Source organism: Kitasatospora sp. NPDC050543 (assembly GCF_044457565.1).
In the GTDB taxonomy this organism is placed as follows: domain Bacteria; phylum Actinomycetota; class Actinomycetes; order Streptomycetales; family Streptomycetaceae; genus Kitasatospora.
In genome coordinates this window covers 166,684-179,804 of sequence record NZ_JBITGZ010000013.1, presented here as the reverse complement: position 1 = coordinate 179,804, position 13,121 = coordinate 166,684, and the positions used below count along the sequence as shown (strand labels likewise).

The window sequence follows — 13,121 nt, the reverse complement described above, 5'->3', positions numbered from 1 at the left end:
GCTCTGGGCGGGGGGCATTGACTGTGCTGACGGTCGAGCAGGTGCGAGAAGCGAAGGTCGGGCCGGTGCTGAAGGCCGCCGAGGCGTGGGAAGCGCAGGCGGTGCAGCTGGCCAAGCTGGTCGAGCGCTACCGCACCGAGGTCAACAACGCGGTGCAGAACAGCGGTTGGGTCGGGTCTGCCTACGAGCAGGCCCGTAGCAACATCGTCGAGGACCTGACGCAGCTGGAGTACGCGCAGAAGCAGGCCGAGGCGATCACCTACGCACTGCAGATGGCGGTCGGGGAGTTCCGGGCCGCGCAACAGGAACTGGAGCACTGGCTTCACCAGGCGCAGGCCTTGGGTGTGACCGTCGCACCGGACGGAAGTCTGCACCTGCCGCCCGACCTGCGGAACGACCCCGATGCAAGGGGCCGGGAGTTCCAGGACCGGATGACAGCGATACAGGGGCACATCGGGGATGCGCTGTCGATGGCCACCAAGTCCGATGAGAAGGTCGCCTGGGACCTCAAGGACGACAGCGGGACGACAGCCGACTCCTTCAACGGCGTCGCGTACAAGGGCCGGCGCCTGAGTCCGCAGGAAAGCCTTCAGGAGTACCAGGTGACCGACGATCCTCGGGGGATGACTCGGCTGCTCGGAGAGCCGCGGCCGATCACGCGGGGCGAGGCGAACATGCTCGGCGACCTGAATGCGGCGGAGCTCCTGGACTTCCAACGGACCAGGGAGCAGGCATTCGAGTGGAGTGCGGCCGCGTTCCCCGAGGACAACAACGACGGCCATATGGATGCGATGCGGCACGCGTACTGGAATGCCCTGATGGCCAGGCGCTACGGCGTCGACTGGACGGAGCGCTACGGGATGGCCCACGAGCGGCTCCCCGGCAATCCGTCCGACCGCGAGGCGATGGATCTCTTCAACAACGAGGTCGGGCGGAAGATCGCGTTGGAGAATCCGACAGCGACGGACGCGGAGATCGCCGGGCTGGTGCAGCAGGCCGTCCTGCACGGGCGGACGGTGGTCATGGACGCGGATGGCAACCTGGTCAACAGCGACAAGGTCAAGATCGGCGAGACCGGGCACACCGACAACAAGCCCGGGGCACCTGATGAGGGCAGAGATCTCGGCGATCCGGGCAGCAGGTAGCGGGGGCGTGGTGGGGACGGGGGCCGGGAGGTGGCGGGTGTCGCGGAGGTGGTTCGGCGGCGGGGTCGTACTGGTGGCGGTGCTGCTGTGCGGCGTGCTCTGGTACGTGCTGCGGGAGCCGGCGCTGGAGAGCGGGGTGGACGGGCGGCTTCAGGCCGCGCTCGACGGCGCGGTCAAGGGCGAGGCGCCGGTCGCGCTGGCGGAGCTCACCCCGTTCGCGTGGGACCGGGTCCAGGTGTTCGGGGAGGGTGACTCCGACGACGAGATCTCCGACGCCGTGGGCGACCCGGTGGAGTGGGTGCCGCAGGCCACCTCGTACTCGCTGCCGTCCCTGTGGGTGTTCAGCAAGGGCGGCGAGGCTGTCCGGGCCGTTCAGTTGGATGTCAATGTGCCGGTCGGATGGGCGGGCCGCGCGTGGACGCCTGCGGTGAAGGTGTCCGGCGGCCCGCATCACAACGTGCTGCAGTTGGCGGAGTGACCCGGGGGCCGCTCAGCGCAGGCGGCCCTCCAGGACCAGGGCCCAGGCGAGGCAGCCGAAGGCGGCGGTGGAGGCCACGGCGCGGACGATGTTCCAGCGCACCCAGGTGCCCTCGAAGTGGGCGCGCAGGCCCGCCAGGTCGGTGATCGAGGCCGGGTCGCCGGCGGCCGCGAGGTCGTTGTTGAGTGGGACGTTGACGGCGCCGGTGATCACGAACATCACGCCGTACAGCACGATCGCGGCCACGATCCACGGCAGCACCGACCGGCCGTCGCCACGCCAGTGCAGCGCGGCGGAGATCACCGCGAACACCGCCGCACCGCCGAAGCCGAGCGCGAACCAGCCGTTGATGATGGCGGTGTTGATCCGCTGCATCACGTCGACGAAGGTGCGGTCGTCCACCTTGCCCAGGGCGAGCATCACGGAGCACGCGTAGCCGTAGAACAGGCCGGCCGTGAGGCCCATCGTGAGGGCGGCGGCGGCCAGTGAGGTGGTCCGGAACAGGGCGAACATCGCGGCCTCCAGGGCGGGAACGGTTCTAAGGCGGGTGGTGGTACCGGTGGTGCGGGGCAGTGTGGGCGGTGCGCCCCGTTCGGACGGGGTTTCTGTTGCCTCATCAGTCAATCGCCCCAGGGGAGTTCCCCGCCATGGTCGGGACACTCCCGCCCATGCGCGAGCGTCTATAGACTCGTACGCATGGACGCACTCGCCGGTCTGCTCGACGGGCCGAGAGCCAGGGGCGCCTTCCTGCTCAGGTCGGTGCTGGACCCGCCGTGGTCGCTCCGGATCCAGGACCGGGCGCCGCTCACGCTGCTGGCGGTCGAGCGCGGCGAGGCCTGGGTGGTCCCCGACACCTGCCCGCCGGTACGGCTGCGCCCGGGCGACGTCGCCGTGGTGCGCGGGCCCGAGGCTTACACGGTCGCCGGCGATCCGGCGACCGAGCCGCAGATCGTCATCCAGCCGGGCCAGGTCTCCACCACCCCGGACGGGGTGGAGCTGTGCGAGGACATGGACCTGGGCGTGCGGACCTGGGGCGAACGCCCGGGCGGCTCGACGGTGTTGCTCAGCGGCACGTACCAGATGGAGGGCGAGGTCAGCCGGCGGCTGGTCGCCGCGCTGCCGCAGCTGGTGGTGCTGGCGCGGGGCGAGTGGGACTCACCGCTGGTACCGCTGCTCTCCGAGGAGATCGGCCGGGACGAACCGGGCCAGGAGGTGATGCTCGACCGGTTGCTCGACCTGCTGCTGATCACCGTGCTGCGGGCCTGGTTCTCCCGGCCGGAGGCGGCGGCGCCGGCCTGGTACCGGGCGCAGGGCGACCCGGTGGTCGGCCGGGCGCTCCAGCTGCTGCACGACGATCCGGCCCACCCGTGGACGGTCGCGGACCTGGCGTTCAAGGTGGGTGTCTCGCGCGCGGCGCTGGCCCGGCGCTTCACGGAGCTGGTGGGCGAGCCGCCGATGGCGTACCTGACGGGCCGGCGGCTGACGCTGGCCGCCGACCAGCTGCTCGAACCGGAGGCGACCGTCGCCTCGGTGGCCCGCAGGGTCGGCTACGGCAGTGCCTTCGCGCTCAGCGCCGCGTTCAAACGCGAACGGGGCGTCAGCCCGCAGGAGCACCGGGAGCAGGCCGCCCGAGCCTGAACCGACGCCAGCGCATGGATCTGGGCTGGTGGTTGGTGGGCCGGTGGGGTCGGCGGAGGCTCAGTGTCCGGCGGTCGGTACCTGCTCCGAGTCCGGTACCTGCTCTGACTCCAGCCCTTGCGCCGAGTCCTGCCGCGCGCGTTCGGCGCGGGCGGCCGCCACGTGCGGGTCCGTCCGGGCGTCGTACGCGAGCAGTCTGGGCAGTGCGGCCGCCAGGGCCACCACACCGACCACGCACGCCAGGCCGCCCGCCCAGATCGAGCCGCGCACGCCGACCAGCCCGGCCATCGCACCCGCCCGGACCTGGCCCAGCTGCGGGCCGACCGAGTAGCTGAGCAGCTCGACCCCGGCCAGCCGCCCGCGCAGAGCGTCGGGGATGGACTGGTTCCAGATGGTCGCGCGACCGAGACCGCTGACGTTGTCCGCGCCGCCCGCCAGGGCGAGCATCAGCAGCACCACCCAGAGGTTCCCGGCCAGCCCGGCGCCCGTCATCGCGGCGCCCCAGCCGAGCGCGGCGAGCACCACCATCCGGCCGTGCCGGTGCACCCGGGAGGTCCAGCCGCTGGTCGCGGAGACCAGCAGCGAACCGACCGCCGACGCCCCGTACATCAGCCCCAGTGCCCAGTGCGCGTCCAGCTCGTCGGCGAGGAACGGGAAGATCGCGTTGGGGAAGGCGAACAGCATCGCGCAGATGTCCACCACATAGGTGCCGAGCAGCTCGGGCCGGCTCCAGGCGTACTTCAGGCCGGTGGCGATGCCCGCCAGCGAGGGCTTCTCCGCGCCGGTGGGCGGCGGTACGGCCCGCATCCGGGCGAGCAGCAGCAGTGAGACCGCGAAGGTCAGCACGTCCAGCGCGTACGCGGTCTGCACGCCGGCCAACGCCACGATCACGCCCGCCAGCGCCGGGCCGAGGATCGACCCCGCGCTGTGGTAGAGCGAGGTGAGGGCGAACGCGGCGGTCATCTGGTCGTGTTCGACGATGCGCGGGGTGAGGGTGTCACGGGCGGGGCGCTGGAGGCCGTCCAGCGCCGCGACCAGGCCGGTGACCAGGTAGATCGGCCAGAGCATCGGTGCCGGCAGCAGTGCGTTGAGCAGCAGCAGCCCGGCGAGCAGACCCAGGCCGGCCTCCGAGGCCAGTACCAGCTTGCGGCGGTCCAGCGCGTCGGCCAGGGCGCCGCCCCACAGGCCGAAGGCGATCAGTGGCAGCAGTTCGACCGCGCCGATCAGGCCGACCGCGAGGTAGGAGCCGGTGAGCTCCTTGATCTGCATCGGCACGGCGACGTAGGTGAGGAAGCTGCCGAAGGTGGTGATGCAGCCCGCGCTCCAGAGCAGCCGGAACTCGCGGGACGAACGCCACGGCGCGAGGTCGGGCCGCAGGCCGCGCAGCAGGGTGCGCAGCCCGCTCGGATGAGGTGGTTCAGCGGTCACGAGCGGCAATCATGCGCGCCACCGATCCGCCCCCGCAACGCAATTTCCGCGCCCGGCGGCGCACACACCGGACGCCGGATCCGGGCATACGCGGGATCAGCCACCCGCCGGACCCGCGCGGGTGGCGGCCGCGCTACCAGTGGGTGACCGGCGGGGCCGTCAGCCGTTCCACCAGCCGAGCGAGTCGCGAGCGGCGCGCCGGCGCTGCCCCGGCGGCGGTGCTGACCAGATGCTGGACGAGATCGAAGGGTTGCCCCGAACCCGAACCCGAACCCACCTCCGCCGCCGCGACCCCCACCGCCTCCACCGTGAGCCGCTCGTGCGCCAGCCCGGCCAGCTCGTGGTCACCGTCGTCCAGCGCCAGCACCGTCGCCCCGCCCCGGCGCGCGTCCTGGACCCGCTCCAGCAGCCGGGCCCCGGCCGCCGTCGGAGCCACCAGCAGCACCGTCTCCCCGCGCCGGACCCCGGTGAGCCGCCGCAGGCCGTACGAGAGGTGGGCGGGGGCCTCGGCGGGGACGCGGTGGCGCAGCAGGATCGGGGCCAGTTGCGGGACGGCCGACCAGGCGGCCTCGTCCTCCAGGTGGGCGGCGAGGTGCCAGGGTTCGTACGCCGGGGTGCCGACCAGCAGCAGCCCGGCGGCGCTGCGGCGGGTGACCGACCGGCGCAGCGAGCCGGCGAACGCCCTGGTCGATTCGATCCAGCCGGTGCCCGCCAGGCTCTGCCGGAGTGCTGAAACTCTCACCGCGTCCATGCGGCCCAGCATGTCGTGGCGCCCGGGGCTTTGGCAGGATCAGCGCATGACTTCCCTCGATTCAGCGACCAACCCCGCCCATGACCTGCCGGACGTCTCGCAGCTCGTCGTCGGCGTCCTGGGCGGTACCGGCGACCAGGGCCGGGGGCTGGCCTACCGGCTGGCCAAGGCGGGCCAGCCGGTGATCATCGGTTCCCGTACGGCGGAGCGCGCCGAGGCCTCGGCCGCCGAGCTCGGGCTCGGGGTGCGGGGCGCGGACAACGCGACGACCGCGCGTGAGAGCGACATCGTCATCATCGCCGTGCCGTGGGACGGGCACGCCGCCACCCTCTCGGCCCTGCGCGAGGAACTGGCCGGCAAGATCGTCGTCGACTGCGTCAACCCGCTCGGGTTCGACAAGCAGGGTGCCTACGCGCTCAAGCCGGAGGAGGGCAGCGCCGCCCAGCAGGCCGCGGCCCTGCTGCCGGACTCCCGCGTGACCGCCGCCTTCCACCACCTCTCGGCGGTGCTGCTCCAGGACGAGTCGATCGCCGAGATCGATACGGACGTGATGGTGCTCGGCGAGGAGCGTGCCGCCACCGACATCGTGCAGGCGCTCGCCTCCCGCATCCCCGGCATGCGCGGCATCTTCGCCGGCCGGCTGCGCAACGCCCACCAGGTCGAGTCGCTGGTCGCCAACCTGATCTCGGTCAACCGCCGCTACAAGGCCCACGCGGGCCTGCGGGTCACCGACGTGTAGCACGCGGCAAGCGCGGGGCGGGCGCCCGGCGAGCAGGTGCCAGGCCGGTCGTAGCACGGGCGGCAGGCACGCCGAAGGCCCCATGGAGCGGATCCACGGGGCCTTCGGCGACAATGGGGGCTGACCGTACCCGGCCCTAGGAGCCCTCTCTCATGCCCCGCACCGCCCTCTACGCCTCGATCGTGCTCGTCCTCGCGGTGACCGCAGCCGTGGTCTCCTTCGTGCAGGGCAACTGGCTGGGAGTGGTGTGGGTGCTGCTGGCGGGCGTCTCCAGCAACATCGCGTGGTTCCACGTGCGCAAGGCCCGCCTGGAGGGCCGGGACGGCTAGCGGACGGGCGGCGGCCCCCAGGCCCCCAGGCCCCCAGGCCCCGAGCCGGCAGGCCGACCGGCGTCGACGCCCGGGGAGCAACAGCGCGAGCGGGCTCGGGCCCGGTTCAGAGCTCCCAGAACCGGAACAGGTGCTGGCCGATCCAGATGTCGCCCTCCGACACCCCGAAGGCGCCGGTGATGTCGTACACCAGGTTGAAGAACCAGCTGCCGATCTGGGACTGCCACAGCAGGATGAACACCGCGAGCAGCCCGTACGGCGCGAACGGCTCGACCGCCCGGCGGGCCTTCAGCGACAGCCAGGGCTCGACGATCCCGTAACCGTCCAGGCCGGGCACCGGCAGCAGGTTCAGCAGCGAGGCGCTGACCTGGAGCAGGCCCAGGAACGCCAGCGCGGCGGGCAGCACGGTGACCTCGTACGGACCGATCTGGGCCGTGCCGGGTGCGTCGTCGAGCCAGCCGGCGCCGACCGGGATCAGCAGCAGCGCCGCGCAGGCCACGTTCACCAGCGGCCCGGCCGCCGAGATCAGGCTGTGCTTGAGCCGGCCCCGGATGCGGTGCCGCTCGATGTACACCGCGCCGCCGGGCAGGCCGATGCCGCCCATGATGATGAACACCACCGGCAGGACGAAGCTCAGCAGCGCGTTGGCGTACTTGAACGGATTGAGGGTCAGGTACCCCTTGGCGCCGATCGAGATGTCCCCGCCGTGCAGTGCGGTGCGCGCGTGGGCGTACTCGTGCAGGCAGAGCGAGACCATCCAACCGGCCACCACGAACAGGAACACGCCGAAGCCGGGTGCGTTGCCGTAGCCCGCCCACACGGCCCAGCCCGAGGTGCCGAGGATCCCGAGCAGCACCCAGAAGACCGGGCTGATCCGGCGGTCCTCGCTGCGCGAGCGCTGCGTTGCGGCGAAGGTCATGATGCGTGGGCTCCGAGGGTCGGGGGCGGACGGAACGCGGTGGGCGATCGGCGGTGAACGGCCCGGGCGGGCCGGGGACCGATCATGCCCGCCGGGCCCGGGCCCGGACAAGCCGTCCCCGGAGAACGTCCGGGACGGCGTCCGGGGTTCCTGGCCGGGAGGTGCCGCGGCCGGTATATGTGCGTGCGCCCGGCCGGGCGTCCTCCAGAATGGGGCGGGTGTACTACGGCATCCTGGGTACGACCACGGCCCACCACGACGACGGCACGCCCGTATCCCTCGGCGGGGCGCGGCTGCGGGCCCTGCTGGCCGCGCTGGTGCTCCGGCAGGGCCGGCCGGTGCCCGCCGAGCTGCTGGTGGACGAGGTCTGGGACACCGAGCTGCCGCAGGACTCCGCCGCCGCGCTGCAGACCCTGGTCGGCCGGCTGCGCCGCACCATAGGCCGGGACGAGGTCGGCTCCGGCCCGGCCGGGTACTGGCTGACCGGCCCGCACAGCGATCTGGCCGACTTCCAGCGGCTGTCGACCGAGGGCCGCCGGGCGCTGGAGGCCGCCGACCAGGCGCGTGCCGCCGAGCGGCTGTGCGCCGCGCTGGCGCTGTGGCGCGGGCCCGCCCTGGCCGACCTGCCCGATCCCGGCGGTCCGGCCGTCCGGCTGGAGGCCCAGCGCGAGGAGGCCCGCCGCCACCGGATCACCGCCGAGCTCGGCCTCGGGCGCGCCCCGGAGCTCACCGCCGAACTCGCCGAGCTCTGTGAGCAGTATCCGCTGGACGAGCAGCTGCGCTACCTGCAGATCCGCGCGCTGTACGAGAGCGGGCGGACGGCGGACGCGCTGCGCCAGTACGACCTCGCCCGGCGGGCGCTGGCAAAGGAGCTGGGCACCGATCCGGGCCGGCAACTGCTGGACCTGTACCACGAGTTGCTCCAGCCGCCGGCCGACTCCGCGCCGCAGGTCCAGGCGGGCAGGCCGCCGGAACCCCGCCGGGCCGCCCCTGCTGCTCCCGCCGCGCCGCCCGCCCCCGCCACCCCGACACCCCTCGCCGCGCCGCCCGCCCCCGCCACCCCGACGACCCCCGGCGCGCCGCCCGCCCGGCCCGCGGGCAACCTGCGCGCGCGCCTCACCAGCTTCGTCGGCCGCGAGAGCGACCTGGCCGCCCTGCGTACGGCGCTGACCACCGGGCGGTTGACCACCCTGACCGGCCCCGGCGGCTCCGGCAAGACCAGACTCTCGGTCGAGGCGGGCCGCGCCGAACAGGAGGGCGGGCAGTGGCCGGACGGCGTCTGGCTGGCCGAACTCGCCCCGCTGGAGAGCCCGGAGGACGTCGCCGGCGCGGTGCTCTCCGCGCTGGGCCTGCGCGCCACGGCCCTGCACACCGGCGGCATGGTCGCCGAGGTGATCGAGGGCCGCAGCGGCGACCCGGTGCGTCGGATCATCGAGCACTGCGGGCGCCGCCGGATGCTGATCGTCCTGGACAACTGCGAGCACCTGATCCAGGCCGCCGCCGAGTTGGTCGACCAACTACTCGCCGAGTGCCCCGAGTTGACCGTACTGGCGACCAGCCGCGAGCCGCTCGGGGTGCCCGGTGAGAGCGTCCTGCCGGTCGAGCCGCTGCCCGACCCGGTCGCCCTGCGGCTACTGGCGGAGCGGGGCGCCGCGGCCCGGCCCGGCTTCGAGCCGGACGCCGACCCGGAGGCCGTTGCCGAGATCTGCCGCCGGCTGGACGGCTTGCCGCTCGCCATCGAGCTCGCGGCGGCCCGGCTCAGGGTCATGACGCCACGTCAGATCGCGAACCGGCTCGACGGCCGGTTCGCCCTGCTCACCGCCGGCAGCCGTACCGTGCTGCCCCGCCAGCAGACCCTGCGCGCCGTCGTCGACTGGAGCTGGGACCTGCTCGGCAAGCGCGAACGAGCGGTGCTGCGGCGGCTCTCGGCCTTCTCCGGCGGCTGGACGCTGGAGAACGCCGAGGCGGTCTGCTCGGACGGGGCCGACGTGCCCCGCGCCGACGTCGCCGACCTGCTCCTCTCGCTGGTCGACAAGTCCCTGCTGGTGGCGGGCCTGGGCGGCGAGGGTCCGCCGCGCTACTGGATGCTGGAGACGATCCACGAGTACGCCGCCGAGCGGCTGGCCCAGGCCGTCGGGGACGACGTGCAGCTGCGTCACCTGCGGCACTTCAGGGAGCTGGTCCGCGCCGCCGAGCTGGACCTGCACGGCCCGAAGCAACTGCACTGGCTGGCCGTACTGGAGCGTGAGCAGGACAACATCCGCGCCGCGCTGCGTCGGGCCGTCGACCGGGGCGAGGAGCAGGAGGCGCTGGTCCTGGTCCTCGGGATGAGCTGGTTCTGGGCCCTGCGCGGCTACGGCGCCGAGGCCGCCGGCTGGTACGAGGCGGTGGCGGCGCTGGGCCCCGAGCCGTTCGCCGAGGACGGCCCGGCGCCGCAGCCGCTGGAGTGGCCCGTGCTGGAGCACGAGTTGCCGCTGCCGGACGGAGTGCTGGCCGAGGCCCGCAGACAGCTGGCGATCTTCAGTCTGACCTGCCAGTTCGAGGGCAACCTGGACGTGCTGGGCGACCGCCGGGCCGCGGCACTGTCGCGGCGCATCCTGGACACCTACACCCCGGACCTGCCACAGGCGTACCGGTTCCCCGGGCTGATGCGGGTGTTCGGGGCGTTCCTGGTCGGCAAGCTGGAGGGGATGCGGGAGCTGCTGGACGACGCGGTGGCGGGCTGCCGGGTCCACGGCACGGACGCCGACCTGGCGTTCATCCTGCAGATCCGCGCCAAGATGATGAACGACTGGCCGGGCGGCGCGGAGCAGAGCATCCGGGACGGCGAGGAGTCACTGGAGCTGTTCGTCCGGGTCGGCGACCGCTGGGGCATGTCCCAGGCGCTGGCGGCCCGCGGCGAGGCCCTGGCGAACGGGGGATCGTCCGACCAGGCCGCCGAGGCCTACCGTCAGGCGATCGAGCTGGCCGAGGAGCTGGGGGCGCCGCACGAGGTGCCGATGCTGAGGGTGCAGCTCGGCAACGCGCTGCTCGCCCGCGACCTCGACGAGGGGGAGCACGCCATCCGGTCCGCCCTGGCGGACCTGGAGCCCGGCCCGAGCCATGCGGCCAACGGCGCCCGGCTGCTGGGGCACCTGCTGCTGTGCGCCGTCCGGACACACCGCGAGGACTTCCCGGGGGCGCTGGTGGAGCTGGACCTGCTGGCGGCGAGCAACCTCGGTCCGGGCCCGGTCGGCCTGGTCACGGGCATGCTCTGCTGCACCCGGGCCTGGGTGGTGGCCCGGGCCGGCGACCCCGAGCGCGGTCTTGAGATGCTCCGGGAGGGGCTGCGGATGCTGGCCGTGGTCCGGGACCGGATCAGCGGCGGCTTCGTCGAGCAGATGACGGTGATGCTGGTACCGCCCGCGGTGGGCGTGCTCAGGGTCTTCGCCGAGCGGGACGGCACCCGCGAACCCGCCCTGGAGGCAGCCTCGCTGATGGGCGCGTACGCCGGGCTGAACGGGCCCAAGGGCGGCTTCCTGGACCGCTCCGAGCAGGAGCGCGCCGAGCGGAGCCTGCGCCGGATGCTGGGTGACGAGGCCTACGAGGCCGCGTACGCCGAGGGCGGTGGCTTCTCGCTGCGGGAGGCATCCACCGCGCTGGACGCTATCGCGCACTGGCTCGCGCGCTGACGCCGCCACGGCCGGCCGCGCTCTGCGGTCGGCCGTGGCGGCGTGCGGGCGGTGGCGTCCGGCGCCGGGCCGCGGTCAGGTCCGCTTGCGGAACCGGGCCACCGCCAGCGGCGCGGTCACGGCGGTGATCGCCGCCGACCAGATCAGCACCACCAGCACCGCGTGCGTCAGCGGCCCGCCGTTGATCAGGTTGCGGCAGGCGTCCGCCAGCGCGGAGAGCGGGTTGTACTTGGTGAAGGACTGCAGCCAGCCCGGCATGGTGCTGGTCGGCGCGAAGATCGAGCTGCCGAACTGCAGCGGCATGACCGCGAGCATGGTGACCCCCTGGACGGCCTGCGCGCTGCGCATGGCCATGCCGAGCAGCATCGAGACCCAGACGATCGACATGCCGAAGGTCAGCGACAGACCGACCGCGGCGAGCAGGTGGAGGACGCCGGTCCTGATCTCCAGGCCGAGCAGCATCGCGAAGCCGATCAGGATGGTGAACGAGACCAGGCAGCGCAGGGTCTCCGCCGCCATCTTGGAGAGCAGGACGGCGGCGCGGCCGATCGGCAGCGTACGGAAGCGGTCCATCACGCCGGTCTGGAAGTCCGAGTTGAGGCCGGTGCCGACGGCCATCGCCAGGTTCAGCCCGGTGGTGCCCAGCAGGCCGGGGATCATGTACTGGATGTAGTCGTGCTGGTTGCCGGAGACGGCGCCGCCGAAGACGTAGACGAAGAGCAGCGTGAAGATGATCGGCACCAGCAGTGCGTCGATCATCGACTCGGGGTCCGCCTTGATCCGCAGCAGGTTGCGGCGGGTCAGCGCGCCGACGTGGCGCAGGGTGGAGCGCAGGCCGATCCTCGGGTCGTCGGCGGTCGAGGACTTGGGCAGGGCCGGGGTGAGGGTCGCGGCGCTCATGCGACGGGCTCCTTCGCAAGGGTCGCGGGGGTGGCGTCGGCGCCCGGCGCGTCGGCCGGTGCGGCGGGCTTGCCGGTGATGGCCAGGAAGACCTCGTCCAGGCTGGGCACCAGGGTGTCGATCCCGGCGATCGCGAAGCCGCGGGTGCCGAGCACCCCGACCACGGCGGTGAGCTGCTCCTCCCCGGTGAGGGGGACGGAGAGCAGCCCGGTGTCGGTGGAGAAGGTGGCGACGGGGATGCCGTGCTCACGCAGGCAGCGGGCCATCTCGGGCAGGTCGGCCGGGTGGGCCGGGCGCACCTGGAGGGTCTGGCCGCCGACCTGGGCCTTGAGTTCGGCGACACCGCCGGAGGCGATCACCTTGCCCCGGTCTATCACGGTGAGCTCGTGCGCCAGCTGCTCGGCCTCCTCCATGTACTGGGTGGTGAGCAGGACGGTCGCGCCCTCGGCGACCATGCGCTGGACCTCGTCCCAGACCTCGTTGCGGGTGCGCGGGTCCAGGCCGGTGGTGGGCTCGTCCAGGTAGAGGACCCGGGGGCGGCCGATCATGCTGGCCGCGAGGTCGAGCCGCCGGCGCATACCGCCGGAGTACGTCTTGGCGATCCGCTTGGCGGCCTCGGTGAGCGAGAAGCGCTCCAGCAGCTCGGTGGCGCGGGATCTGGCCTCCTGGCGGGAGAGGTCGAGCAGCCGGCCGATCAGGTAGAGGTTCTCGTAGCCGGAGAGCATCTCGTCGACGGAGGCGTACTGCCCGGTCAGACCGATGGTGCGGCGCAGCTGCTTGGGCTGGCGCAGGACGTCGTAGCCGCCGACGAACGCGGTCCCGGCGTCGGGCTTGATCAGGGTGGAGAGGATACGCACCAGCGTCGTCTTGCCGGCGCCGTTGGGGCCCAGGACGCCGAGGACGGTGCCCTGCCTGACGGTCAGGTCGACGCCGTCGAGGGCCTTGGTCTCGCCGTAGTGCTTGACGATCCCGTGCACCTCGACCGCGTTGCCGCTGGTCCCCTGCTCGTTCGGGGCGGTGGCGATTCGTGTCATGCCACCAGGCTGTCCGGCCCGGCTGTCAGACCGCTGTCAGCGCCCTGTCGGCACTGTCAGCGGGCTGTCAGCGGGGCGTCGGCCGTGGT

At 73.1% G+C, this 13,121-nt stretch carries 12 protein-coding genes; 6 read left to right on the top strand and 6 right to left on the bottom strand.

All coding sequences use genetic code 11. From position 1 onward, the window contains the following. Nucleotides 1–41 precede the first annotated feature (41 nt). Both ACIBH3_RS18490 and ACIBH3_RS18485 read left to right on the top strand, forming a co-directional pair. A complete protein-coding gene (locus ACIBH3_RS18490; protein WP_396313033.1) occupies nt 42–1,145 on the top strand; it encodes a DUF6973 domain-containing protein in 1,104 nt (367 codons plus the stop codon). A 37-nt stretch (nt 1,146–1,182) separates the two neighbouring features. Continuing rightward, nucleotides 1,183–1,623: a hypothetical protein gene (locus tag ACIBH3_RS18485; RefSeq protein ID WP_396313032.1), complete on the top strand. Its 441-nt coding sequence runs from the start codon at nt 1,183–1,185 to the stop codon at nt 1,621–1,623. A 12-nt stretch (nt 1,624–1,635) separates the two neighbouring features. Here the strand turns inward: ACIBH3_RS18485 and ACIBH3_RS18480 are convergent, their stop codons facing one another. Then, entirely contained in the window at nt 1,636–2,247 is a 612-nt protein-coding gene (locus ACIBH3_RS18480) for a DUF1772 domain-containing protein (RefSeq protein ID WP_396313031.1), read from the bottom strand. Between the two features lie 72 nt (nt 2,248–2,319). Between ACIBH3_RS18480 and ACIBH3_RS18475 the strand changes: the two genes are divergently transcribed. Continuing rightward, nucleotides 2,320–3,261, top strand: coding sequence for an AraC family transcriptional regulator (locus tag ACIBH3_RS18475; RefSeq protein ID WP_396313030.1), 942 nt, complete (start codon nt 2,320–2,322; stop codon nt 3,259–3,261). Nucleotides 3,262–3,321: 60 nt separating this feature from the next. On the opposite strand, the gene ACIBH3_RS18470 is transcribed toward ACIBH3_RS18475, so the two are convergent. Then, nucleotides 3,322–4,659, bottom strand: a complete 1,338-nt coding sequence (locus ACIBH3_RS18470) for an MFS transporter (RefSeq protein ID WP_396313074.1) — start codon at nt 4,657–4,659, stop codon at nt 3,322–3,324. A gap of 163 nt (nt 4,660–4,822) precedes the next feature. Continuing rightward, complete coding sequence (locus ACIBH3_RS18465) at nt 4,823–5,440, bottom strand: hypothetical protein (RefSeq protein ID WP_396313029.1); 618 nt, start codon at nt 5,438–5,440, stop codon at nt 4,823–4,825. A 46-nt stretch (nt 5,441–5,486) separates the two neighbouring features. Between ACIBH3_RS18465 and npdG the strand changes: the two genes are divergently transcribed. Together npdG and ACIBH3_RS18455 are read left to right on the top strand one after the other, a co-directional pair. Then, a complete protein-coding gene (gene npdG, locus ACIBH3_RS18460) occupies nt 5,487–6,179 on the top strand; it encodes an NADPH-dependent F420 reductase (RefSeq protein WP_396313028.1) in 693 nt (230 codons plus the stop codon). A gap of 152 nt (nt 6,180–6,331) precedes the next feature. Continuing rightward, nucleotides 6,332–6,508 (top strand): hypothetical protein, encoded by a 177-nt coding sequence (locus ACIBH3_RS18455; protein WP_396313027.1) that lies wholly within the window; start codon nt 6,332–6,334, stop codon nt 6,506–6,508. 106 nt (nt 6,509–6,614) lie between these two features. Here ACIBH3_RS18455 and ACIBH3_RS18450 read toward each other — a convergent pair whose 3' ends face one another. Further along, a complete protein-coding gene (locus ACIBH3_RS18450) occupies nt 6,615–7,427 on the bottom strand; it encodes a site-2 protease family protein (protein WP_396313026.1) in 813 nt (270 codons plus the stop codon). A gap of 218 nt (nt 7,428–7,645) precedes the next feature. Here ACIBH3_RS18450 and ACIBH3_RS18445 point away from each other — a divergent pair, with 218 nt between their 5' ends. Then, nucleotides 7,646–11,098 (top strand): AfsR/SARP family transcriptional regulator, encoded by a 3,453-nt coding sequence (locus tag ACIBH3_RS18445; protein ID WP_396313025.1) that lies wholly within the window; start codon nt 7,646–7,648, stop codon nt 11,096–11,098. 75 nt (nt 11,099–11,173) lie between these two features. Here ACIBH3_RS18445 and ACIBH3_RS18440 read toward each other — a convergent pair whose 3' ends face one another. After that, the gene (locus tag ACIBH3_RS18440; RefSeq protein WP_396313024.1) at nt 11,174–11,998 is read right to left on the bottom strand and encodes an ABC transporter permease; all 825 of its coding nucleotides are present in this window, start codon (nt 11,996–11,998) and stop codon (nt 11,174–11,176) included. Continuing rightward, nucleotides 11,995–13,032, bottom strand: a complete 1,038-nt coding sequence (locus tag ACIBH3_RS18435; protein WP_396313023.1) for an ATP-binding cassette domain-containing protein — start codon at nt 13,030–13,032, stop codon at nt 11,995–11,997. The genes ACIBH3_RS18440 and ACIBH3_RS18435 overlap by 4 nt, the downstream gene beginning before the upstream one ends. Nucleotides 13,033–13,121 lie beyond the last annotated feature (89 nt).

What these genes read in the sequence shown, in the direction of transcription:
- ACIBH3_RS18450 (WP_396313026.1), bottom strand. Translation starts at nt 7,427, where the DNA reads ATGACCTTCGCCGCAACGCAGCGCTCGCGCAGCGAGGACCGCCGGATC.
- ACIBH3_RS18475 (WP_396313030.1), top strand. Translation starts at nt 2,320, where the DNA reads ATGGACGCACTCGCCGGTCTGCTCGACGGGCCGAGAGCCAGGGGCGCC.
- ACIBH3_RS18440 (WP_396313024.1), bottom strand. Translation starts at nt 11,998, where the DNA reads ATGAGCGCCGCGACCCTCACCCCGGCCCTGCCCAAGTCCTCGACCGCC.
- ACIBH3_RS18465 (WP_396313029.1), bottom strand. Translation starts at nt 5,440, where the DNA reads ATGGACGCGGTGAGAGTTTCAGCACTCCGGCAGAGCCTGGCGGGCACC.
- ACIBH3_RS18455 (WP_396313027.1), top strand. Translation starts at nt 6,332, where the DNA reads ATGCCCCGCACCGCCCTCTACGCCTCGATCGTGCTCGTCCTCGCGGTG.
- ACIBH3_RS18435 (WP_396313023.1), bottom strand. Translation starts at nt 13,032, where the DNA reads ATGACACGAATCGCCACCGCCCCGAACGAGCAGGGGACCAGCGGCAAC.
- npdG (WP_396313028.1), top strand. Translation starts at nt 5,487, where the DNA reads ATGACTTCCCTCGATTCAGCGACCAACCCCGCCCATGACCTGCCGGAC.